This is a genomic window from Paenibacillus sp. JQZ6Y-1 (genome assembly GCF_040719145.1).
Classification (GTDB): domain Bacteria; phylum Bacillota; class Bacilli; order Paenibacillales; family Paenibacillaceae; genus Saccharibacillus; species Saccharibacillus kandeliae.
Map to the genome: position 1 here is coordinate 258,755 of NZ_JBFDUZ010000003.1, position 23,108 is coordinate 281,862.

Below are 23,108 nucleotides of genomic sequence, written 5' to 3' on the forward strand. Positions count from 1 at the left end.
GGATAATCCGGCGGAAATGGGAAGGCTTTTTGCTATTCAATCCTTCTGTGGCTCATTGGCTGCCTGTGGAGCTGCTGCGGGCGCAGGAGCTGCCGGAGCAGGAGCTTGCTGTTGCCGATTGGATTGCGTCTGTTGCTGAGATTGCTGTTGAGACTGTTGGTTCTGAGGTTGCTGGTTATTCTGCTGTTGTTGATTCTGGTGTTGCTGTTGATTCTGGTGGTTCTGCTGCTTTTGCCGTGGAGAAGACTCCTTGGTCTGGTGATCGGCAGAACTGTTGGCTGTGGACGAAGCAGCGGCTTGTTGCTTGCCCTGCTTTTGACCGGAAGCGCCTTTGTCCTGACGATCGCCACGGTCACGTTTGCCGTGGTTTTTGCTAGAGCGCTGCGGTTTGTCGCCGCCTTCGCTGGATTTGGCTTCCGGTGGACCATCTTTAGTCTTTTGCAGAACAAAGTAGGCACAGCCGAAATTGCAGTATTCGTTAATATATTCGGTCAAGCTGGACAATGAGCTATCCTTCGCCGCTTTGGGATGTCCGTCTCGGTAAAACCCTTTGAGCCGAAGCTGATTGTAGCCCCAGTCGCCCAAAATATAGTCATACCGTTCCAGCACCTCGCTATAGCGTTCACGGAAAACCTCGTCATTCCAGCCATTCCGATATTCTTTGATGATCTCGTAGGTTTTGCCACCAATCTGAATCAAGGTCGTCCCGCCTTTCGCAATTAAACGGTCGAAGCTTCCTTCGACTTGGATGCGGATTTTACCTGTTCATGCGCATGGTAGGAGCTGCGAACGAGCGGACCGGATTCTACATGGCTGAATCCGCGCTTCAGTCCTTCTTCTTTTAAAATGGCGAATTCTTCCGGCGTATAATATTTGGCCACGTTCAGATGCTTCGGACTTGGCTGCAAATATTGACCCAGCGTCAGAATATCGCAATCCACGGCACGCAGGTCATCCATAGATTGTAAAATTTCGTCCCATTCCTCGCCCACACCTAGCATGATGCTCGATTTGGTCGGAATGTCCGGTTGCAGCGTTTTGGAATTGCGTAGCAGTTCCATCGAACGCGGATATTTCGCTCTCGCTCTGACGCGATCAGACATGCGCTCTACCGTTTCGATATTATGGTTCAAAATATCCGGCTTGGCATCCATTACAATTCGGAGCGATTCAATATCGCCCATAAAGTCAGGAATCAGTACTTCTACGCTGCACAATGGCAAGCGTTTACGCATGGCACGGATCGTTTCCGCAAAAATCATTGCCCCGCCGTCTTTCAGATCGTCACGGGCAACACTTGTAATAACACAATGATTCAGGCCCATCTGCTCCGCGGCTTCAGCTACCCTTTCTGGTTCTTGCAAATCAAGCTCTGTTGGCATGCCTGTATTGACCGCACAGAAACGGCAGGCGCGCGTACAGATATCCCCCAGTATCATGAATGTGGCAGTCCGGTTCGCCCAGCATTCGTAAATGTTCGGGCAACGAGCTTCCTCACATACGGTATGCAGCGTTTTGGAACGCATCATGCTTTTGATTTCCTGATAGTTTTCGTTGTTGGTCATCTTGATTTTGATCCATTCGGGCTTCGGTTGCTTAGCTTTTGTAGACAAGATGCTTGACCTACCTTCCTCGGGTGTATTGTCATTCAGGATTTATCGATCATTGGGATTCATTATAGCATGAAATGTATAAGCCTGAAATCTTTGCTTTGTTTAAATGGTAATGATCGTTTACACTAAGGATTGTCGTGCGGATGCTCCACTCCCGTCATACGGCGGTTGCAAGGCGATTCGCCAAAGCTACAGAAAGGACTATATGATGATATGAACAAAACAAATACCAATAAAACGCTATCAGCCGCAAACATGAGCTCCTCACGTCGTCTGCTGACTGCGCTCATTCTCGGTTCGCTGTCGGCATTCGCGCCACTATCTATTGATATGTATCTACCGGCATTGCCAACGCTGGCGGATAATCTACATACGCAGGCATCGCTTGCCCAGCTTAGTCTGACGGCGTGTCTGCTCGGTCTTGCCTTTGGACAGCTGGTGGTGGGACCACTCAGCGATGTGAAAGGTCGCCGGATGCCGCTGTTATTCTCGCTTGTGCTGTATACGATCTCCTCGCTTCTGTGCGCCTTTACAGGCAACATTTGGGTGCTGATTCTGCTGCGATTTATTCAAGGTGTAACCGGAGCTGCCGGAATCGTCATTTCGCGGGCAGTTGTACGGGATTTGTATTCCGGTCATGAGTTGACCAAATTTTTCTCTCTATTAATGCTGATCAACGGGGTAGCACCGATTGCTGCACCGATCATCGGCGGATTGCTGCTCAAGGTCGTGCCATGGCAAGGCGTGTTCGTGGTACTAGCAATTATCGGAGCTATTATGCTTTTTGCAGTTTTATTCGGATTGCCGGAATCGCTGCCAGCGGATCGCAAGGCGGAAGGCGGTCTGGGTCGTACATTGCGTACGTTTGGACGGCTTGTACGTGATCATGCGTTTATCGGCTTCGCGCTGTCGCAAGCATTTGTGACGGCGGCGATGTTTGCTTATATTTCCGGTTCCCCCTTTGTCATTCAGGATATTTTCGGCGTATCGGCGCAGGGCTTCAGTCTGTTCTTTGCACTGAATGGTCTTGGGATCGTCATCTGTTCGCAGCTGGCAGGTCGTCTGTCTGGCAAGTTCGGTGAATTGCGCATCCTTCGTCTTAGCTTAACAGTTGCGTTTACCGCAGCGTTGTTGCTGCTCATTATCGCCTTTGCTGGTGGCGGATTGTTCTTAATCGCAGCCATGCTATTCCTGATTGTATCGTGTGTTGGCTCGGTTGCTGCCACCTCTACCTCATTAGCGATGCAAACACAGGGCAATTCAGCGGGTAGTGCCTCCGCTCTACTCGGTCTTCTGCCATTGACGCTGGGAGCTGCTGCATCGCCATTGGTTGGTCTGGGCAGCGGAACGACAGCAGTGCCGATGAGCGTCGTTATTTTCACAGCGGAGACGCTAGCGGTGATCTGCTTCCTATTGCTGGTCAAAAAAAGACAATCTTCTGTACACTCATAATGTAGGAAGACAATTATTTAACTGGATATTCGCTTGAGAAAAGGCGGCGTTTTGCATCATTTGCAAAGCGCCGCTTTTTTGTTTTCGATTTGGATCACTTCATTACCTTATTCGATTGATCCTAAATCCATTAATATCCATAATAATCTACATTTGGGATAGAATTATCCGATATAAAACTGTAACCAACTCATACCGATGTACGAACGTATACGACTATATCGCTTTGTAGAATATATGACTTTGTATGAACTATAACTTGAATGGTAAAGGGGAATGTAGATGATGTGGATTGATAAGCATTTTGGTAAAATAACCGGGGCAGTCGTGTTTGTCATGATTATAAACTTTCTATGGCTACATACCGGGTGGAATGTGCTGCTTAGCATGGTCTATGTGGGAATGACGGCGGTACACTATCGGGATCGGATTCGCAGCTTTGTTCATCTGTCGCTGCTGCATCGGTATGGTACCGCACTGGGCGGGCTGGCGATGACAGGTGTTGTCTCTCTACTGCTGTTCTGGTACGGACTCGATCTGGTACGTCAGTCGCAGCATGCTGCTCTACTGCATTGGACATGGATAAGCGCTGTTACAGCGACGTTGCTGGCTGCGTATCTGTTCTCCATCCTCTGGCTGCGCAAAAAACCTGCTGCATCGAATAGCTCCTCCCTTTGAGCAGGTTTGAATTGCTAATTCTTTTCATAACAAATGAATGATGATACAACAAACAGGCTGTCTACCGCGCTTCTTGCCCGGTAGACAGCCTGTTTGCTACTATTCATCGTTTGCAGTTGTATGATTCGTATTTTTCAATATTAGCGGGTAATATGCCCATGATACAGCCATTGCCCATCCGTACTGCGTACATAATCAAACACAATCGTATAGCTAGGATTCTCGCCCTGCGGTACATAGGCAAAGCCTAATTCGATCTGATTTGCACTTTGCGGAAAATAATAACGATATTCCAGATTGCCCAGCCCGATTCCCTTTAGAAAAGGACGTTCATAATCGTCCACGGTTATACTGTGTCGCTCGTTATTGATCTGAACATCTGGTGCGGCAATGGTTGATATGTAAGCGACATCATTTTTTTGCATAGCATTCAGCAATTTAAAGGTAATATTCAGTGTATCCTTGAGCGCCTGTCGTGCCTGTTCATCATAATGAAGATCGGATGTCTCCTGCGCCGGAATAGCCTCGCTGCTCTGAGCTTGCACAATCGTTCCTGTGGAAGCAGTGGAAATGGCAGCTTGGTTGACGGCGGCAGCAGATGGCTGATGGATGGAACCGGTACTACATGCAGTCAGCAATGCAACACAAGCAACTGATAACAACGACGATACAAAGGATATGTTCATACATGGTCACCCTCCATTATGTAGAATCATGGATCAAAATGAGGTGTTTTGGTGACAGATTGATTTGCGTTTGTCTCCATTATATGGTACGTTCTGCTACAATCCTACTATTTTTCGTGTGTTTTGTGGAAAAATCTGTTTATGAAAGCAGTGTAACATTGAAATCCAAACTATTTTTGCCCGGTTGGTCGTGTTAAAATGGTGGGACAGTTTTATACAGGTAGCTTTGCTTTACCGATCAGACTTGAGCCTTGATGCCTTATTAGTTAAAGCGGTTACTTATATGTGCAAAAATTCTCATTGCTCCGAACGATAGGAACGCTTGTGTTTGCTGTGTATCGAACAACCTTATGAATGTATGTTTATGTATACCCCTATATATTTTTTCTGTAAAGGATGCGATGAGAATGACCACCGATATTTTGGAGCGTCTGCGGACCGATACTGCGGAAGCACATCGTCAGATTGAAAACAATGACTATGCGCGCTCTATGATGAACAAAAGTATGACTTTGCCTCAATATACAGAATACTTGAAGCTGTTTTACGGCTTTTTGCGTCCATTAGAGCAGCATGCTATCTCCTCTGGCCTGCCGCAGCAGCTTGGACTAGATATGGATATTCGTGGAAAGACCGCTCTGCTAGAGCAGGATCTGCTGCATTTCGGTGTCACTCGCGAGCAATTGGATGCACTACCGTTATGCGATCGTCTGCCAGACATCTCTGCGCCTGCGCGCCTCATTGGCAGCATGTATGTGATCGAAGGCTCCACGCTAGGTGGACAGATTATTACGAAACAATTGATGAAATTCCTACCGGTTGAACCGGGAGCAGGTATTTCTTACTTTCATGGATATGGTCAGGAAACACGTGACCAATGGCAGAGTTTCCGTGAGTTGGTCATCAATAGCGGTCAATCGCCACAGGAGCAGCAAGAGATTATTGATGCTGCCCGCCAAACATTCCAGCTACTCGATGCTTGGTTTCATGCTTAATCCGTCTTCTCACAACAAAGGAATGGAGGTCAGCTTGATATGTCTGACGCCAGCAACAAGAATGATCAGCCGCTCAATCGCACGCTGCTAACCGACGGAAATTACGTTACCAAGGAACCGATTGACCTAACCAATTGCGATAAAGAACCGATTCACATACCGGGCCGCATCCAGCCGCACGGTATCCTGCTTGCCGTTACGAAGGATAGCGAGCATCAGATTGTTCAGTGTAGTGCCAATACGAAGGATTTGTTGGGTCGCACGCCAGACGAGTTGATTGGTCAACCGCTGGAAGCGATCATCGGTGAGGAGCAGCTATTTGCCCTGCTGCGTGGCGATCTGCGTGCAGAAGCCACATCCGATCTGCAATATATAGAAATAGAGGTGGAAGTCGGCGATGCAATGGTCGACTTCTATGTGGTTTTACATGAAAGTGAAGGGCTCATCATTATTGAAATGGAATACCCTGCCGAGGATGAAGCGATCAGCAGTAATGAATTCCAATGGATTCAAAGCTTTTTCGGCAGAATCAAGCAGACCAGCAATCGTGTCGAAGCCAGTCAAGCGGCAGCGGAGCAGATTCAAGAGATGCTTGGCTATGATCGCGTCATGATCTATGAATTCGACAGTCAATGGAACGGCAAAGTCATCGCTGAGTCCAAAAATGAAGGGCTGGAGCCGTTTCTTGGTCATCATTATCCCGCTTCCGACATTCCGAAGCAGGCGCGTGCGCTGTACCTGCGCAACTGGCTGCGACTGATTGTCGATGTGAATTATGAGCCTGTGGAAATTGTTCCAACAACTCAGCCGCTGACTGGCAAGCCGCTCAATCTCAGCCTGTCAGTACTACGCAGTGTATCCCCGCTGCATATTGAATACTTGCACAATATGGGTGTCGGTGCGACGATGACCATTTCGCTGATTCATGACAATCAGCTATGGGGTCTAATCACCTGCCATCATTATTCGGCTAAATATATTTCGCATCGCAAGCGCAATCTGTGCAATTTCCTCGGTTCGTTCTTCTCCAGTGAGCTGTATCAGCGGCAACAGCTGGACGATTATGAATCCGAGTTACAGCTGCGTAAAACGGCGCTGCGCATTGCTGGCTTTTTTACCGGCAATTCAAGCTCGGTTCGTGTATCAGAGCAGCTGCATGACGAGGAAAATACATTGCTGGCACTGATGAGCGCTTCCGGCGCGGCGATCAGTTATCAGGATAAGCTGCTCACATTTGGGAATACACCGACTCCACAGCAGATTCGGGAGCTTGCTGGTTGGATGGGCGGGCGTTCGCGCGAATATATCTATGCGACTTCGCGCTTGAGTCTGGAATATGAGCCTGCCAAAGCATACAAAGCCAAAGCGTCTGGTGCGCTGTATCTGGCTATTTCGCCGGGACAGCAAAATTACATCATCTGGTTCCGTCCTGAGGTACTACAAATTGTAGATTGGGCGGGTGATCCTGCCAAAGCGGTCATTCAGGAGAACGATGGTATTCGTCTGTCTCCTCGTAAATCGTTTGAAAAATGGCGGCAGGTTGTGCAATCGACCTCATTCCCGTGGCAACCCAAAGAGCTGAATATTTTACCAGAGCTAAAAGCGATTGTTCATCGACAAACGGAAAATCAGCTACGACAGGTAGAAGAACAGGCATTACAGGATGCCCGTACCCTGCGTCGGAATGAGCAGCGCTACTTACAGCTGATGGAAATGTCACCCGTCGCTTTCTTCACCCTGACGGAACGGCGAATCATTTACTCCAATCATGAAGCAGCCGCCATACTTGGTCTGGACAACAGTGAGGATTTGCTCGGTCTGGATTTCCTACAATTTGTACAGGATGAATCCAAGGATGAGATGATTCAGTATTTGGAGCAGCTGGAACAGAATCTGATCCATATGATCACCAACAATAGCTTTTTCCAAAACCGGAACGGCGATTCGTTGAAGCTGGAATTGACGCTCGCTTCAATTAGCTATGGTGGTAAGCCGTCTGTCATGATCATTGCGCGAGAATCGACTCCAGACACCGGTCTCGAAGAGGCGTACAATGTCATGAGTGATCAGCTACAAAGCTATATGACCACCGATCCGCTGACGGATATGCCTAACCGCGTATCATTTGAGAAAAAGCTGATGGAGGACTGGTATACTGCCATTCAGCAGGAGGAGCTGATGTCACTGCTGCTCGTCGATATTGACGATTTGCGTGAATATAATGCGATCCACGGTCTCAACGGCGGCGATCTGTGCGTACAATGGGTCGCGGACGTACTGAATGTAATCGCAGGTCGCGCCGAAGCGGATATTGCTCGGTTTAGCGGCGGTACCTTTATGATCAATCTGCGCGGCAGCAGTAAGGATGATGTGGTACAGCTTGCTGAAGATACTCGCAGCAGTGTACTTGCCCTACAAATCCCTGCCAATATGGCGGAAACCGGCGACTTTATTACGGTCAGTGTCGGTGGAGTTATGATGCAGCCAGATCCACTCATTCACCCAACAGACCTCATTTTGCGTGCGGAAGAAGCATTGATGCAGGCGAAGAATTTAGGCAAAAATCAGGTTGCCTTTTTGTAAGGAAATGAGAGTAGATCCGTCATAGATCGAAAGGAATAGGAAGAATACAAGAAAACAGCCCGCATCGCCGGAGCCATCGCAACGAGATTGTACAGATGGTAAAGGTGGATGACGGGCTGTTTTCGGTTGATGGATCAAAAAGGCAATGAGTCGGCGGTGCAGAAGGAGAATACAGATATTTATCAAAAAAATATAGCGGCGTTGGAAGCATCTGACGTTGCGCTTTGTAAAACTTTGTTAGACGCATTTCCAACATCATCCCTTTCCTCATCAAGTGAATATTATGACGTATCCATTATGTAGGTGCAGATATAAAGGAACGAATCAGAGCTTTTTATGGCACATGACACTTCAACAGATTGCTGTATAATAAGCTAGGCTACCGTTAAACAACCTACATATCGCTGCCAAATCTCACGGTATCCGACGCCATACGGTTAGGAGACATTATGTGGTGATGCGGTATAGCAACACGACTATTTTATTCCTCAAGGAGGGTTATATGTCCCAGCAACCACCAAAAGAATCTCTGCTACAACTGATCAAAAAAGGAAATACCTCATCCGCGGTTGCCATGATCGGCAATGCAGTTATTGCCATCTGCAAAGGCGTTGCGTTTGCCTTTAGTGGCAGCGGCGCAATATTCGCGTCAGCGATGCACTCATTAGCAGACGCGGTCAATCAGGGCTTTGTCTTTGTTGGCAGTGTCTTGTCCGAAAAGAAGCCAACCCCCCGCTTTCCCAACGGCTTCGGACGGGTTATTAATATTTTCTGCATGATTGCGGTCATTGTCGTCACGATTATGGCGTACGAAACGATCCACGAAGGTATTCATCTGCTTCAACATCCCGCAGCGAGCGGTAGTGGTGTATGGCTGAACATTGTTGTGCTGATCATTAATATTCTGGTGGATGGACTTATTCTGATCAAAGCAATGAAGGAGATTATTCACGAGTCGCGCGCACCGGAAGCGCACGGCTTTGGTATTGTAAGCAGTGCGTTCCGCAATGTCGGACGCGCAGCACCTCCGACACGTCTTGTCTTTTACGAGGATATTGTGGCGGTACTAGGCGCAACACTGGCGCTCATATCAGTCATTGTCATTGCATTGACCAACTTTGCACTGTTAGACGGTATCGTCACGCTGATGATTGGCTGTCTGATGATCGCTGTTGCCTTCCGAGTCGGTTATGACAATATGATTGGCTTAATCGGTGTCTCTGCGCCAAAGGATGTAGAGGATAAAGTGACACAGACGATCTTTGCCGATGAACAGGTCGCGGATATTCAAATGCTGCGTATCGTCCAAGAAGGTCGGTATTATCATGTAGATGGTGTGATTGAGCTGAAGCAGGGCTTAACACTAGCAGATGCGGATGATATCAAATTGCGCGTACAGCAAGCGCTGCTCACCAATCCTGATATTGCTGACGCAGCGCTCAGCATCATCGAGGATGATCGGGTTCAAACATGGAAAGACAGTGATGCCGATCTGGATCGCGTATAATCGCTTGGATGTCCGTTTGATTTTGCAATACAATAAGCCTGTGCAGATTTCTTCTTCTGCACAGGCTTATTGTATTGCAGGTACACATTTAGCTAGGAAAAGAGGACATCCTCAAGCGCGATAATACGTGCCGACTACTTTCAGTTCTGCCGATTTGACGATGCGAAACGGGTAAATATATCCGTGCCGGATTTTTCTTTTCCCTTTCCCCCAGATGTCGGTACCGCTAGTAAATCGATATGCCTGATCAATAAATTTGGAGCAATAGTTGCTGGCGACATCATCCATCCCCGTCTGTAAACGATACGCCTTGACCTGTTGGTAATGCTGCTCTGCCCACTCTGCTGCCTGCACACCTACGCCTTCACGACGCGCACGGAAGACGACAAAGCGATCGCCAATATAAAAGCGTTTGACATACCATTCCACCGTATCCGAGAATACGGGACCAAATGGATGCACATGATATACACGCCCATCTGTACCGAGAATGCCCATATGCCCAGCATAATACGTCGATTCCGAACTAGGCGTATACAGAATATCGCCCGGTTCCAGTGGAATCTCACGGATTCGTGAGACGGGTAGATCACTCTCCTGACGACGCGCTGCTGCACGCTTGCGCGGAGCCTCCACCAATGCGCGGTGAAACACACCACCTACTGCCAAATACACCTCTGCCCATTTGATGCTATGATCCTGATCGCGATCCAGCCATTTGCTAATAAATGACCGAATACGTTGTATTCGTTTCCCCATGCTGCACCTCTACTCTTATCCAAACTTACTCTGCATTCTATTACCCATTATTCGCATGTCGCCTGTACTTTATCCTAGGGCTGGGCTATGCTGGATAGTAATCTTATTTTGATACATAGACAGTATCCAAATCAATCTTGGAAGGAGCAGGAAATGATGTATATTATGGATCTACATTGCGATGCGTTATATAAGCTGGCGGAAGCGCAGGGCAAGCTTAGCTACAGCGATGCGCCAGAGCTGGAAACGAATGCCGCTCGGCTACAGGAGGGACAGGTGCGCATGCAGGGCTTTGCTATTTTCGTAGACCCCGCCCTACCTGATCCGCTGCGGTTCCAAAATTGTCTGGATCAGGTGCACTACTTTTACGAGGAAGTGCTGGATAAGCATCCGCAGATGGTACATATTACACAATGGCAGCAGATTGCCCAGTTGCAGCCCGGACAGATCGGTGCATTGCTGACACTAGAAGGCGTCGATCCCATCGGCAATGATCTGAAAAAGATGAACATTCTGTATCGACTTGGTGTGCGTTCGGTGGGATTGACATGGAACTTTGCCAATCTAGCGGCAGACGGAGCGTTAGAGGAGCGCGGAGCAGGTCTAACAGCGTTTGGACATGAGCTGGTGCAATTCTATAACAAGCATCAGATATTGACGGATGTTAGCCATCTATGTGAGCGCTCGTTCTGGGATGTGTTGGAGGTGGCGGATTATCCGTTTGCTTCACACTCCAATGCACGTGCCATTTTGGATCATCCACGCAATCTGACAGATGAGCAGGCAACAGCGATGTTTAAACGGAATGCGATGATTCATGTGGTGTATTGTCCGTATTTTATCAAAGAAGGCGAGCAGGTCACTGTGACAGATCTGCTGCGGCATATCGATCACTTCTGCTCCTTGGGCGGTGTAAAGCATATTGGGCTAGGGTCAGACTTTGATGGAATTAGCGAGCATGTACAGGGTCTGGAACATGCGGGCAAATCGCAACATGTGATCAATGAGCTGCTCAAGCATTACAGCGAGGAGCAAGTACGCGGGTTTGCGCATGAGAATTTTATTCAGCATTTGCCTAAGTGAACATTTGCCTAAGTCAAAGGAAGAGGGTATCAGTCTGATTGATCATCTGAATGTTCCCAATGCTTGAACTGTCCGCCTCTATGTATTACATCTTCATTGGGAAACAATTGCGTCCATTGCCCGACGCCACGATCGGTGTAGGTATAGATTCGATTAGGCTCGTCACGAAAAACGACATACATGGGAAACGTAGGGAGCTTGCTGATTTTGGTGTCGATACTATAAATATCGGCTGCGGTATAATGCTGGTCATGGATAAGATAATTCATCAGGTCTTGCTTTAGATGCTTGATTTTGATAGTTATACTTATCACGATTAGGGTTGCGATGCCTGTTAGCAGGAGTAGTGTCCACCAGCGCTTTTTCATCCTTCTCCTCCTCTATATGATCACGGATCACTATTGCTGGAATTGCATTCCATGTCTATTTTGCAAATGGCATGTCTAGCATCAAACAGCATACATTTCATTATGTACACCTCAACCGGACTACAGATTGACGCAGCCCGGTTGAGGTAGTTGGTGTTGCATTTTATTTTTTAGGTTGAACTATCTCATACTACTGTGTAGCAAATACCTGCTATTACGCACCAAATTGAGCAGCATGCAGACGGGCATATGCGCCGCCAGCTTGGATCAGCTCATCGTGTGCGCCTTGCTCGGCGATGCCTTCTTTGGTCACAACGATGATACGGTCAGCGTTTTTGATTGTTGCCAGACGGTGAGCGATAATCAGCGTTGTGCGACCGACGGACAGCTCGTTCAGCGATTGCTGGATTGCTGCTTCCGTTTCGGTATCCAACGCCGATGTAGCTTCGTCCAAAATGAGGATCGGCGGATTTTTCAGGAACATGCGGGCGATCGACAGACGCTGCTTTTGTCCACCAGACAGTTTCACACCGCGCTCTCCGATGATTGTATCCATGCCTTCTGGATACGATTGGATCAATGTCTCCAATTGAGCACGACGCGCTGCCTGCCAAATCTCCTCATCGGTCGCATCCAGCTTGCCGTAGGCGATATTGTCGCGGATGGTACCATCGAACAGGAACACATCCTGTTGTACGATACCAATCTGGGTACGTAGCGATGAAATGGTCATCTGTTGGATATTGAGACCATCAATCGAAATTTCGCCTTCACGAATATCGTAGAAGCGCGGTAGCAAACTGCATAGCGTCGTTTTCCCAGCGCCGGATGGACCGACCAGTGCTACCGTTTCGCCTTCGCGAATATCCAGATTAATATTGGTCAAAATATCATCCTTGCCCTCGTAACCGAAGCTCACACCACGATAGCTAATCTGTCCGCGCAGTGGCGGCGCAGGCTGAGCACCCGGCAGATCGTGAATCTCGGTATCGGTTTGCAGCAATTCCTCGTAACGACGGAACCCTGCGATTCCTTTCGGATACGTCTCAATTACCGAGTTCAGTTGCTTGATCGGTGTCAGGAACACATTGGATAGTAGGACGAAGGCAACAAAGTCACCGTATGTCATGCCGCGCTCCAATACGAACCATGTCCCACACACCAACACAAACAACGATACAAATTTCATCAAAATATAACTGATCGACGAGTTCCATGCCATAATACGGTACGCAATCAGCTTCGTGCGACGGAAGCTACCATTGTCTACAGCAAATTGAGCGATCTCATGATCTTCGTTAGCAAATGCCTGTACCACACGCATACCGCTCACGTTATTCTCGACGCGCGCATTGAAGTTAGCAATATCGCCAAACATTTTGCTGAAGGCGCGCGACATTTTACGACCGAAAAAGATCGACAGATAGATCATAAGCGGAATGACGATAAAGGTCAGAATCGCCAGCTCCAGATTCAGACTCGCCATCAACGCAAATGCCCCGATCAGCGTCATCACCGCGATGAACAGATCCTCTGGTCCGTGGTGGGCAATCTCCCCAATATCCATCAGATCGCTAGTCATACGCGATACGAGATGCCCTGTCTTTGCATTATCGAAAAAGCGGAACGGCAATCGCTGAATGTGATCAAACAGCTTTTTCCGCATATCCGTCTCGATGTTAATTCCAAGCTTGTGACCCCAGTATGTAACAATGTATTGCAAAATTGAACTCACGAGGAAGATGCCGAGCAATCCAGCACACGCCCACAAAATAACCTGCCAATTGCCACTCGGCAGCAAATCATCAATGACCCGCTGTACAGCAATCGGAAAAGCCAGCTCCAACAGCCCTGCGATGACTGCACAGCCAAAGTCGATCATAAACAAACCACGATACGGTTTGTAATAAGCGAAAAAACGACGCAGCATATAACCCCTCCCTTTTCTGGCATTTACCAGGAACATCATAACACAGCACAGCGCCGTACGAACGACAACAAATGCCGTACATACAGCGCTGGGCTGCACTGAACATCAATTATAGCACTACCATCCACAATTGAGAACAGTTATCAATTACTTTTTTACATAAATGCGCGGATAAAATAGAGTACAGGTACCGCTACGACATAAAACATGGCGAATTGCAGCCTTTGTGAGCGCGGCATCGTTAATAATCCAATCACAATCCCCGCCGTCAATAGTACCATCCCGATCAGTACTGCTGCCCGTGTCTGAAATAAAATGTATACCACCATTGCAGCCAGTACGAGCAGCCAGCTTGCCCATTTATACATCGTGTTGTTCATGATCGTCATCTTCCGCACCTCATCTCGATAGAATGATTCCCTCTGCTGAGTGGCTACCTTCGCTTATCCGGCTATAGGAACGGAATCGTCAAGCAGGTGACGTCGTTGTTTGTAAAATAAGATCAGCGCTATGTTAAGCCAGTCAGTATAGTATGTATTTCAACCAATTCAGGCAGCTTCTATCAAAAAATGTACATATTCGATATATTTTTTTGTAGTGAATTGAACTTTTTAAAGAAATCGAGCCAATATCAGGTATAAAGCACGATCGGAGGTGAACAGAAATGGAACAACAGCATTTACAAACATGCCTGACACGAATGAAGCAAGGCGATAAAGAAGCGTTTCGCCAGTGGTACAACGAATACGGAGCGTACATATATCGAACGATTCGATTGTTGGTGAATCGACCGGAGGATGCGGCAGATGTGGCAAGTGAGGTCTATATGGCGGTATTCCGTTCTCTGCATCAATACGATATGAACAAGCCTTTTATCAAATGGTTAAATGGAATCATCGTGGCGCAGTCGTCCAATTGGAAGCGCCGTTTGTGGCGAAGATTCCGATTGAATCAACGGCATCAGGAGCAGCATAGCCTAGTACCCCATCAATCTCCAAGCGCTGAGGACACATCCGAGCAACGCGAACGATACGATGAATTATTACGCCTTGTTGAACAATTGCCGTTCAAAGCACGCAGTGTTATTATCTTGCGCTATTATCATGAATACTCGTTTCAAGAAATTGCCGATACCTTGGGTATTCCACTCGGCACTGCCAAATCTAGACACCATCATGCGCTGGAGCGTTTACGCCAACAGCATCAACAAGGGGAACAGCTATCCTTTTACAGTGAACAGAAAGGAGAATCCTTATGAGACGAACAAATACATCTTCAACCGAATGGGAGAAAAAGTTAACTCTCGCATTACAGCACAAAGCCGCTCATATCGCCGTACCGAATGAGCTGACTACACAAGTGGAGCATCTTTTTGAAAAGCATGTTGCATGTATAGATGAACCGACACAACAAAACCTGCATACCGTATCCACCTCTACCTCTGATCGCCAGCGTACGGTGTATCGGGTGATGCAGCGGGTCAAACATCACTTTCGGTGGCGTGCAGCCGCTGTATTACTAACCATGATGATCGTACTCAGTGGCGGCGCCTATGCGTCCAATATGGTCTACTCCATCATGTCCGGTCAGATGATGATTACGTTGAATAGTCAAACTAGCCACAGTATAACATCGGAACAGACTCTCCAATATCGCAACATGACTACTACCATACTGGCACAACTCCAACCCGGTCAGCGTGCGTATGTATATAGCAACCTGCTTCCACAGTTAGGATTTGACTCTGTCGTTATACTGACCAAGCCTAACGAGTACGATTCGATTGCTCATTTGCAACAGGCTTTACAGCCAACAGCATCTGGATTTCCGAAGCCGCAGTATATACCATCTCAGTATCAATTTGCATATGGAACAGATACGAGCTGGATTGAAAATAATAGCCTCTATGGCGGCGAATCCAAAATACGTTTAGTTCGCGGTTTGCTACAAAATAAACTTACACATCCGACTGCAAACTATGCTTGGATGCCCGTACCACCTGCCGATGCAGAGACGATCACCCAACCCGACCTGTTACCCAGATTGATCTATACTTCTTCCAACGGACATACGCTTAGTATGTCGTTTAGCAAGCTGGATCAAGTAGCCCATGATACACTCGATTTGAATATGCCGCAGCAGGCTAACACCTCTATCGTTCCATCCAGTAAAGGCAAAATGATCTATACGTCTACCGACCATTCGTATATGGAAGGTATAGCTCAATCGGGATGGTCTACCATTCAGACGCTAAATTGGAGTGAGCATAGCACAAAACATGATACCTCGTGGTTGATCAGCCTATCCAGCGATGATCCTGCTCTATCCCAAGCAGACATGATTCGAATCGCTGAACAAATACAATAGCAGTATAAAAAGCAGGTCCCGCCGAATACGATGGGACCTGCTCTTGTTCGATGAGAACTTATTGCTCAGACGGATATTTCAATCCCCACTGACTGCGCACTTCGTCCAGTATGCGCATGATCGACAACGATTCTTCCAGCGGCATAATATCACTTTCCAGCTGACCTTCCAAAATGAGACGACCCGCTTCCTCTGCTTCAAAGGCATAGCCTTCACATTCGCGTTCATCGTTCATATGTTCTACTTCTTCGCCGTTTATATACAAGTATGCTTCGCGGCTGAAGAGGAATTGCGGGATGCGGATATAGCCTTCCGTACCGTGAATATACGCTTCATTCGGGAATAGAAAATTAATCGCACCATTCAAACTAGCAGCGCGCCCACCCTCATAATTTAGCAGGATCGAAAATTGCTCATCTACATCGGTTTGCCCAATATATGAGGTGCTATGAATCTTCTCCGGCTTGGCACCTAACACCATCGAAGCAAACGATACTGGATAAATGCCGGTATCAAGCAGCGCCCCGCCACCCAACTCCTTATTCAGCAAACGATGCTCTGGATCACCATTAAAGCGGAATCCAAAATCTGCCTTAACCAGTCGTACTTCACCGATCTTGCCATCCTGAATCCATTCACGCACTTGGCGCAGCGGTGGCAGGAAGCGCGTCCACATGCCTTCCATCAGGAACAGCTTTTTCTCACGGGCAAGTTGAATCGCTTCTTCCAGTTCGCTCGCATTCATCATAAACGGCTTTTCGCACAGTACATGCTTGCCAGCATGTAGCGCGTCGAGCACATTTTGCTTATGTAATGGATGCGGCGTACCGACGTAGATCGCATCGACCTTCTCGTCCTGCAATAACTTCTCATAGCTATCGTATCCAACCGTCATATTGTATTTGCGTACAAATGCATCCGCGCTTTCTTGACTACGGGAACTGGCAGCATACGCCACTCCGTTATTCGTAAACGGCAGATCGCCGACAAATTTATTGGAAATGCCACCGGTGCCGATGATTCCCCAATTGATTTTGCGTTCACTGGCTTGAGACATGAAATAACCCCCACTTCGATAATATGATTTGCGGCATAGTGCTGCTAGTTCTATATTTCACCATTACCACCTTCCTTTAAGCGTAAAAGGTTTGGACGGTGACGTATAGCAATATCCTGATCGTTTGTATCATATATTTGCGCTCATGTTACAGAGGATTGCAAAATAGCGAAAAGAGCAGCCAGAGATCGTTGATCTCACTGCTCTTTTCGCTACATGATGTGGCTTATACCGACTCTATTGTTAGCCTTGTTCTTCTCATGCTTACCTTACGTAGTTCCGTACGAATTGCTGGATAGATTGCTGTACAGATGAACAACCATATCTCCATAGTTATTGCGATACGAACTGCTAAGCTTACTGTTGTACCTTTTCCCGATCCTTACCTTTATCTGCTTCACCTGCGTTGCGGTTGGCAGCATCGCGGTCCTGCTGCATCTCGGCGACGGTTTTGACTTTGAGACGGGCTGCACCAGTGTAGTCTTGAGTCGGTAGCAGATTGCCGTTATTCAAACGCTGCTTGGCGGATGATATTGCTTCGCCATATTGCGGCAACCATGCTTCGCCTGCGACCAGCATTTCGTCGACCATTTGCCAAATTTCCGGTGGATTGCAGACCGCCCCGATCAGCGGGTCCATCATAAACGCCTGACGCAGCAGCTTATCGTCGCCATGTACAGCGGCTTCCACCGCTAAGCGCTGCACGGAAATACTCACATTGCACACAGCTGCTGGACCGAGTGGCAAATCCCCGACATGCGGCATAGAAATGCCATTGCGATCTACATAACCGGGCGCTTCGATCACGGCATCATTCGGCAGATTGGAGATTACGCCGTTGTTGATCATATTAAAATGACCACGGTACACACGTCCCGTTTCCAGTGCTTCGATAATATACGAACCGTGTTCCTCGCTCCGTTCCTCCGCTGCAAAACGCTTCGGCTCCTCCTGCATCCAGTTCGGAAAGTCCGTTTCAAACCAGTTCCGCCCTTCAGTACAGACACGCAGATAACCGCCAGTCTCGCCGTTAATCCAGCTGTTCAGATCAATCCAATCCCCGATCTCCTGCGCACGCTTCCGATACCAAGGCACATATTCGCTCAAATGACCATTCGATTCGGTGCTGTAATATCCAAATCGCCGCAGCATGTCGATACGAACCTTTTCCGTGCGGCTGTATTCCTCATGCCGCTCAAATGCTTCCAGCAATCCAGCCGTCAGATCGCGCCCTTCATGACTCGCACGAATATACCACGTCTGGTGATTGATGCCCGCACAGACGATATCGACATCCTTTTTGTCCAATCCGTACACTTCGGCAATCTGATGATGCCCATGCTGTACGCCGTGACAGAGACCAACCGTTTTAACACCGCCATACGTGTTGCACGCCCACGTCAGCATCGCCATCGGGTTAGAATAATTCAGCAGCAGCACATGATCGTCCGCCACCTCACGAATATCACGGCAAATGTTCAACATCTCAGCAATGCCACGCTGACCGTACATAATACCGCCCGCGCATAACGTATCGCCAACGCACTGATCCACGCCATATTTGAGTGGAATATCTACATCGGTCGCGAATGCTTCCAGTCCGCCGACTCGAATCGTACAAATGACGTACTTCGCATCCTTCAACGCTTCCCGGCGGTCGGTGGTTGATTGGATACGGATATTCAACCCGTTGCCGTCGATGTCGCGCTGGCACAAGCGCGTCACCATATCCAAATTGTGCTCGTTAATATCTGTAAACGCCAGTTCAATATTCGTAAATTCCGGCACTGCCAGCAGATCGCGCAGCAGCCCACGCGTGAATCCGATACTACCTGCTCCTACAAACGCTACTTTCAAAGACATAGTACAATCCCTCCATCTATTATGATGAATTCATTGTAAAATGCCTTATGAAGTAAGCGTTATCAATATCGTGACTCTTTCCACAATGACCTGTCCAAAATCCTAACCTTACTCTATTTTAACTATTTGCTATCCACTTAATCCTCTATTGATTCATGCTCTGTACCCATGTCTCGCTCCTGTCTCCTTGTATCCCCTTGCTTGTCCATCTGTTCTTGATATTCGCGAACAAACCGTTCGGATTGCATCCGATAATCGGCAGGCGTGCGACCAGTATACTTTTTGAATAGCAGATGAAAATACGGTCGGCTGGCAATGCCCACATAATCGGCAATCTCGGCAATAGGAATATCGGTCTGACGGAGCAGCATCTTCGCTTTGTCCATACGTAATGTATTCAAATAATCGGTCGGCGTATGGTGCATATGCTTTTTGAAGATACGATGCAAATAGCTTGGATGCACATTCACCGAAGCGGCAATCTGCTCCATACGGATACTGCGGTCGTAGTTCTGGCGCATAAACTGGATACTTTGGCGTACATACCATTCACTCTGCGACGTTTGCTCCTGCCGATGCTCCTGTGACAGCCGTGCAATACGTACCAGCATTTGCGCAAACAGTAAATCGCCCAGCATAGAACCTTCTCGCTGCTGATCAAGCTCCAGCACAAGCGACTTGAGCGTATAATATACATCCTCTGGGTCGGATAGGATCATATAGGGCTGAGGGGTACGGATCAGCTCTGCCAGTTCTTTTTCCTGACAAATCAGTTGATGTAAGATGGATGTCGTGGATGGACAGCTTTGCAAGCCAAATTCCAGATTGAGCATCCGACATGGAGTATCGCCAACGATCAGGCGATGTGGTATATCGGCATCAATCACGATATATTGCCCCTTTTGCAAATGGACAGTAACTTCCTTGGATGGAGATGTGATTAGATCGATACGGCACGAGCCGGAGATCATGTACATAATCTCGGTGGAATGATGGTGATGATATTCCATTTCATATTGCTGCCATTGCTTGTAGTAATACGCATAATGTTGCGGTCGATAGCCAGATTCGGCGATATGAGTATGGTAAAGGCTAGCCAATAAGGGGGGTCTAGCATTCATAGTGGATCACCTGCCTAATTGCGATATGATACTCTATTGCAACCTTACCTCATGCACACGGTCTGCAACAAGCATAGGATTGGCAATATTGCATGCTGTTCTATTGGAGTACCTCTTCCTTTCTTCTTATGTATAGGCATAGAAAAAGCTTCGCCATTATCGCATAATTGCTGGCGAAGCTTGTTGTTTGAAATGGAGAAATGCAAATAGAATGCGCAATCCTGTCACGATTATCAATCAACTCATCCGATAACGGATAGATTCATAAAACACTAATGCCATAGGTATGAGATCAACGGAACTCTGGTGGTGTACGACGTGCTACACCAGTCTCAATCGCTGCTTGAATGACGCCACGACGGACTTCCTGCACTACCTGCTCGTTGAATACACCCGGAATGATGTACAGCTCGTTCAGCTCATCTTCCTTGACGACGGAAGCGATGGCACGTGCGGCAGCGACCTTCATTTCCTCATTAATGACACTCGCACGGCAATCCAATGCTCCACGGAAAATGCCGGGGAAGCACAGTACATTGTTGATCTGATTCGGATAATCGCTACGCCCGGTTGCCATCACACGTACATGGCGTTCCGCCACTTCGGGATCAATCTCAGGATCGGGATTCGCCATCGCGAATACGATGCGATCATCTGCCATCGTATGCAGATGATCCACTGTCAGCAGACCCGGACGAGATACACCGACAAATACATCGGCGCCCTGAATCACATCGCTCAGACTGCCTTTTTCCAATTGCGGGTTACTATTGTTCGCGATCCAGTTCCACATCTCATGCGGATATTCTTCATCGCGTACCAATGCACCACATTTATCGACAGCGATCAGGTTCTTGGCACCCGCGGAGAGCAGCATTTTGACGCAAGCCGCTCCGGCAGCTCCGATACCGAGCACGACAATCTTCGCTGTTTCCAGCGATTTTCCAACGATGCGTAGCGAATTGAGCAGCCCGGCAAGCACAACGACTGCCGTACCATGCTGATCATCGTGGAATACGGGAATATCCAGCTCCTCGGTCAATCGGCGTTCAATCTCAAAACAACGCGGCGAACTGATGTCCTCCAGATTGATACCACCAAATCCCGGAGCCAGCCATTTGATCGCTTGAATAATCTCTTCCGTATCTGTCGTATCTAGGCAGATTGGGAAGGCATCGACTTCGCCGAATTGCTTGAACAGCATTGCCTTACCTTCCATCACCGGCATGGCGGCTTCTGGACCAATATCGCCCAGTCCGAGCACTGCCGTACCATCGGAAACGACTGCGATCATATTGCGCTTGACGGTCAGTGAGAATGCCTTTTGCCGATCTTCGTGAATCGCCATACACACCTTGGCTACGCCCGGTGTATACACATGGGACAAGTCCTCCCGGTTTTTGACCGGAGACTTGGGCTGCACTTCAATCTTGCCGCCCAGATGCGCTAGAAAGGTACGGTCGGATACGTTCACCACTTTGACTCCCGGCAGTGCACCAACGGATTTCAGCATGCTTTCGCGCACATTTTCCGGCAAATTGATCGTTAAGTCGCGCGTGGTGCTCTCTGGGCTGGCATGAATGACGTCAATCGCCACTACATCGCCGCCAGCCTCGCCAATCGCTCCCGCCACATCGCCGAAACTTACCTGTTTCTTATCCATCTGCAAACGCATAATCATGCTCGTTCCAAGAGCCATCGTTATACCTCCTGCAAAATACGATTTTGGGTATGGTCCATAGACGCTAGTTGGAGATTATCCCCTGCATCCATTGCCATTGTACTGCTGTCTATCCGGCTTGCGCCCGCTATACAAATGGCATCCATCGGTAGTTCAAATGATCCTATGTAAGCGGCATGTTCTTCCATCCGCTTCATTATAATAACGCTTACATTGGAAGACGGACTTAATTATAACATAGTTTACGACGAAATAAACGCAGTCCGACGCTCGGAAATGAGAAGCCGTTTATCATTTTCGATACGCCGGTTGGATGTTCGTCATTCGCTATTCCCACTCATGGATCGTTATGCTTCAAGATTCCGCTGCTTGGCTATCCTGCTGAACCCATTCTTTTACATATTCCAAAAATCGCCGCATCGCAGGCGAAGCTTTGGATAGCGATTGCACCGCCAGACCAAGTGAACGAACGCTACGCTCCTCCAGCTCTAGCATCCCCGCATTGTGATCTCGCCCCTGTAACACCAGCTCTGGTAGAATGCTGATCCCCAGTCCATTCTCCACCATCGCGATAATCGCATAATCGTCGCCCAGTACAAAACGCACATTGGGCGTAATGCCCGTATGCTCTAGCACGCGCCGTACATCGTAATCCGAGCCTTCGCGTGGCATAATAAAATCCTCCTCTGTCAGCCGCGACAATGGAAAATACTCTGCTTCACGTAGCGGATGATCCGGCGGTACAATGACCAGCATCCGATCCTGACGAAGCGGCAAAATATCGAATGTGCCACGTGCAGGCAATGTCATGAATCCACAATCAATCTCACCGTTGGCAATCCACTCTTCAATCTCTTCATAATCGCCCTCGATCAATCGGAACGTAATCCCCGGATAATGACGCTGAAATTCCTTGATCATGCCCGGCAGCCAGTGCACAGATACACTCGTAAAGGTACCGATACGAATGACACCGGATGCCAGTCCATGAATAGAGGAGACGACCTGCTTAAGCTGCTCATTCCAGTTCACTGCTTCGCGTATGGGAATCAAGACGCGTTCGCCATTCGCTGTCAGTCGCACACCGGAACGATCGCGCAGCAATAATGGAAAGCCAAATTCCCGTTCCAGCCCATGAATGATATGACTGACCCCGGATTGTGTAAAGCCGAGCACCTCTGCTGCGCGTGTCAAACTGCCCAGCTCTACGACCTTGAGCAGCACCTCATATTTATGAATACTCATTCTCTATCTGCCCCTTTAATATGCAAGAAATAAATCATTACTTTTTCTCATGTATTCCATTACAAACATTCAATATACTTATATCTCTAACGCTACTATACTGATTTTATCAACGCGTTG

The 23,108-nt window shown here is 48.0% G+C and carries 20 protein-coding genes; 8 read left to right on the forward strand and 12 right to left on the reverse strand.

The genetic code is table 11. The features are described from left to right. Window positions 1-36 precede the first annotated feature (36 nt). Both ABXR35_RS17385 and lipA read right to left on the reverse strand, forming a co-directional pair. Window positions 37-699 carry a YutD family protein gene (locus ABXR35_RS17385; protein ID WP_367063247.1) on the reverse strand — a complete coding sequence of 221 codons (663 nt, stop codon included), beginning with the start codon at window positions 697-699 and terminating at the stop codon, window positions 37-39. Between the two features lie 20 nt (window positions 700-719). Beyond that, entirely contained in the window at window positions 720-1,613 is an 894-nt protein-coding gene (gene lipA / locus ABXR35_RS17390) for a lipoyl synthase (RefSeq protein ID WP_367063249.1), read from the reverse strand. A gap of 213 nt (window positions 1,614-1,826) precedes the next feature. Here lipA and ABXR35_RS17395 point away from each other — a divergent pair, with 213 nt between their 5' ends. After that, on the forward strand, window positions 1,827-3,065 hold the full coding sequence (locus ABXR35_RS17395; RefSeq protein ID WP_367063251.1) for a multidrug effflux MFS transporter: 1,239 nt from the start codon (window positions 1,827-1,829) through the stop codon (window positions 3,063-3,065). Between the two features lie 282 nt (window positions 3,066-3,347). Next, a complete protein-coding gene (locus ABXR35_RS17400; protein WP_367063253.1) occupies window positions 3,348-3,743 on the forward strand; it encodes a hypothetical protein in 396 nt (131 codons plus the stop codon). 140 nt (window positions 3,744-3,883) lie between these two features. Here the strand turns inward: ABXR35_RS17400 and ABXR35_RS17405 are convergent, their stop codons facing one another. Next, window positions 3,884-4,429 (reverse strand): hypothetical protein, encoded by a 546-nt coding sequence (locus tag ABXR35_RS17405; protein ID WP_367063255.1) that lies wholly within the window; start codon window positions 4,427-4,429, stop codon window positions 3,884-3,886. A 407-nt stretch (window positions 4,430-4,836) separates the two neighbouring features. Here ABXR35_RS17405 and ABXR35_RS17410 point away from each other — a divergent pair, with 407 nt between their 5' ends. The 3 genes from ABXR35_RS17410 (at window position 4,837) to ABXR35_RS17420 (ending at window position 9,514) form a co-directional block, all read left to right on the forward strand. Further along, window positions 4,837-5,424, forward strand: coding sequence for a biliverdin-producing heme oxygenase (locus ABXR35_RS17410; protein ID WP_367063257.1), 588 nt, complete (start codon window positions 4,837-4,839; stop codon window positions 5,422-5,424). Window positions 5,425-5,463: 39 nt separating this feature from the next. Further along, the gene (locus ABXR35_RS17415; RefSeq protein ID WP_367063259.1) at window positions 5,464-8,007 is read left to right on the forward strand and encodes a diguanylate cyclase domain-containing protein; all 2,544 of its coding nucleotides are present in this window, start codon (window positions 5,464-5,466) and stop codon (window positions 8,005-8,007) included. Window positions 8,008-8,509: 502 nt separating this feature from the next. Next, entirely contained in the window at window positions 8,510-9,514 is a 1,005-nt protein-coding gene (locus ABXR35_RS17420; protein WP_367063261.1) for a cation diffusion facilitator family transporter, read from the forward strand. Between the two features lie 111 nt (window positions 9,515-9,625). Here ABXR35_RS17420 and ABXR35_RS17425 read toward each other — a convergent pair whose 3' ends face one another. Then, window positions 9,626-10,273: a hypothetical protein gene (locus ABXR35_RS17425; protein WP_367063263.1), complete on the reverse strand. Its 648-nt coding sequence runs from the start codon at window positions 10,271-10,273 to the stop codon at window positions 9,626-9,628. Window positions 10,274-10,429: 156 nt separating this feature from the next. On the opposite strand from ABXR35_RS17425, the gene ABXR35_RS17430 reads away from it, so the two are divergent. Beyond that, the gene (locus ABXR35_RS17430) at window positions 10,430-11,356 is read left to right on the forward strand and encodes a dipeptidase (RefSeq protein WP_367063507.1); all 927 of its coding nucleotides are present in this window, start codon (window positions 10,430-10,432) and stop codon (window positions 11,354-11,356) included. Between the two features lie 29 nt (window positions 11,357-11,385). Here ABXR35_RS17430 and ABXR35_RS17435 read toward each other — a convergent pair whose 3' ends face one another. The 3 genes from ABXR35_RS17435 to ABXR35_RS17445 all read right to left on the reverse strand — a co-directional run bounded on the left by ABXR35_RS17435 (window position 11,386) and on the right by ABXR35_RS17445 (window position 14,034). Beyond that, entirely contained in the window at window positions 11,386-11,724 is a 339-nt protein-coding gene (locus ABXR35_RS17435; RefSeq protein ID WP_367063265.1) for a DUF3139 domain-containing protein, read from the reverse strand. A gap of 214 nt (window positions 11,725-11,938) precedes the next feature. After that, the gene (locus ABXR35_RS17440; RefSeq protein WP_367063267.1) at window positions 11,939-13,654 is read right to left on the reverse strand and encodes an ABC transporter ATP-binding protein; all 1,716 of its coding nucleotides are present in this window, start codon (window positions 13,652-13,654) and stop codon (window positions 11,939-11,941) included. A gap of 155 nt (window positions 13,655-13,809) precedes the next feature. Continuing rightward, a complete protein-coding gene (locus tag ABXR35_RS17445; protein WP_367063269.1) occupies window positions 13,810-14,034 on the reverse strand; it encodes a hypothetical protein in 225 nt (74 codons plus the stop codon). A 284-nt stretch (window positions 14,035-14,318) separates the two neighbouring features. On the opposite strand from ABXR35_RS17445, the gene ABXR35_RS17450 reads away from it, so the two are divergent. Continuing rightward, window positions 14,319-14,912 carry a sigma-70 family RNA polymerase sigma factor gene (locus ABXR35_RS17450; protein ID WP_367063271.1) on the forward strand — a complete coding sequence of 198 codons (594 nt, stop codon included), beginning with the start codon at window positions 14,319-14,321 and terminating at the stop codon, window positions 14,910-14,912. Then, entirely contained in the window at window positions 14,909-16,021 is a 1,113-nt protein-coding gene (locus ABXR35_RS17455) for a hypothetical protein (protein ID WP_367063272.1), read from the forward strand. The genes ABXR35_RS17450 and ABXR35_RS17455 overlap by 4 nt, the downstream gene beginning before the upstream one ends. Window positions 16,022-16,079: 58 nt before the next feature. On the opposite strand, the gene ABXR35_RS17460 is transcribed toward ABXR35_RS17455, so the two are convergent. From ABXR35_RS17460 to ABXR35_RS17480, 5 genes are all read right to left on the reverse strand, one after another. Beyond that, a complete protein-coding gene (locus ABXR35_RS17460; protein ID WP_367063274.1) occupies window positions 16,080-17,078 on the reverse strand; it encodes a Gfo/Idh/MocA family protein in 999 nt (332 codons plus the stop codon). 357 nt (window positions 17,079-17,435) lie between these two features. Next, window positions 17,436-18,941 carry an alpha-glucosidase/alpha-galactosidase gene (locus ABXR35_RS17465; RefSeq protein ID WP_367063276.1) on the reverse strand — a complete coding sequence of 502 codons (1,506 nt, stop codon included), beginning with the start codon at window positions 18,939-18,941 and terminating at the stop codon, window positions 17,436-17,438. Between the two features lie 137 nt (window positions 18,942-19,078). Then, a complete protein-coding gene (locus tag ABXR35_RS17470) occupies window positions 19,079-20,062 on the reverse strand; it encodes a helix-turn-helix domain-containing protein (protein WP_367063278.1) in 984 nt (327 codons plus the stop codon). 292 nt (window positions 20,063-20,354) lie between these two features. Further along, window positions 20,355-21,761: an NAD-dependent malic enzyme gene (locus tag ABXR35_RS17475; protein ID WP_367063280.1), complete on the reverse strand. Its 1,407-nt coding sequence runs from the start codon at window positions 21,759-21,761 to the stop codon at window positions 20,355-20,357. A gap of 336 nt (window positions 21,762-22,097) precedes the next feature. Further along, on the reverse strand, window positions 22,098-22,988 hold the full coding sequence (locus tag ABXR35_RS17480; RefSeq protein ID WP_367063282.1) for a LysR family transcriptional regulator: 891 nt from the start codon (window positions 22,986-22,988) through the stop codon (window positions 22,098-22,100). Window positions 22,989-23,108 lie beyond the last annotated feature (120 nt).

What these genes read in the sequence shown, in the direction of transcription:
- ABXR35_RS17395 (WP_367063251.1), top strand. Translation starts at nt 1,827, where the DNA reads ATGAACAAAACAAATACCAATAAAACGCTATCAGCCGCAAACATGAGC.
- ABXR35_RS17400 (WP_367063253.1), top strand. Translation starts at nt 3,348, where the DNA reads ATGATGTGGATTGATAAGCATTTTGGTAAAATAACCGGGGCAGTCGTG.
- ABXR35_RS17405 (WP_367063255.1), bottom strand. Translation starts at nt 4,429, where the DNA reads ATGAACATATCCTTTGTATCGTCGTTGTTATCAGTTGCTTGTGTTGCA.
- ABXR35_RS17410 (WP_367063257.1), top strand. Translation starts at nt 4,837, where the DNA reads ATGACCACCGATATTTTGGAGCGTCTGCGGACCGATACTGCGGAAGCA.
- ABXR35_RS17415 (WP_367063259.1), top strand. Translation starts at nt 5,464, where the DNA reads ATGTCTGACGCCAGCAACAAGAATGATCAGCCGCTCAATCGCACGCTG.
- ABXR35_RS17420 (WP_367063261.1), top strand. Translation starts at nt 8,510, where the DNA reads ATGTCCCAGCAACCACCAAAAGAATCTCTGCTACAACTGATCAAAAAA.
- ABXR35_RS17425 (WP_367063263.1), bottom strand. Translation starts at nt 10,273, where the DNA reads ATGGGGAAACGAATACAACGTATTCGGTCATTTATTAGCAAATGGCTG.
- ABXR35_RS17430 (WP_367063507.1), top strand. Translation starts at nt 10,430, where the DNA reads ATGTATATTATGGATCTACATTGCGATGCGTTATATAAGCTGGCGGAA.
- ABXR35_RS17435 (WP_367063265.1), bottom strand. Translation starts at nt 11,724, where the DNA reads ATGAAAAAGCGCTGGTGGACACTACTCCTGCTAACAGGCATCGCAACC.
- ABXR35_RS17440 (WP_367063267.1), bottom strand. Translation starts at nt 13,654, where the DNA reads ATGCTGCGTCGTTTTTTCGCTTATTACAAACCGTATCGTGGTTTGTTT.
- ABXR35_RS17445 (WP_367063269.1), bottom strand. Translation starts at nt 14,034, where the DNA reads ATGAACAACACGATGTATAAATGGGCAAGCTGGCTGCTCGTACTGGCT.
- ABXR35_RS17450 (WP_367063271.1), top strand. Translation starts at nt 14,319, where the DNA reads ATGGAACAACAGCATTTACAAACATGCCTGACACGAATGAAGCAAGGC.
- ABXR35_RS17455 (WP_367063272.1), top strand. Translation starts at nt 14,909, where the DNA reads ATGAGACGAACAAATACATCTTCAACCGAATGGGAGAAAAAGTTAACT.
- ABXR35_RS17460 (WP_367063274.1), bottom strand. Translation starts at nt 17,078, where the DNA reads ATGTCTCAAGCCAGTGAACGCAAAATCAATTGGGGAATCATCGGCACC.
- ABXR35_RS17465 (WP_367063276.1), bottom strand. Translation starts at nt 18,941, where the DNA reads ATGTCTTTGAAAGTAGCGTTTGTAGGAGCAGGTAGTATCGGATTCACG.
- ABXR35_RS17470 (WP_367063278.1), bottom strand. Translation starts at nt 20,062, where the DNA reads ATGAATGCTAGACCCCCCTTATTGGCTAGCCTTTACCATACTCATATC.
- ABXR35_RS17475 (WP_367063280.1), bottom strand. Translation starts at nt 21,761, where the DNA reads ATGGCTCTTGGAACGAGCATGATTATGCGTTTGCAGATGGATAAGAAA.
- ABXR35_RS17480 (WP_367063282.1), bottom strand. Translation starts at nt 22,988, where the DNA reads ATGAGTATTCATAAATATGAGGTGCTGCTCAAGGTCGTAGAGCTGGGC.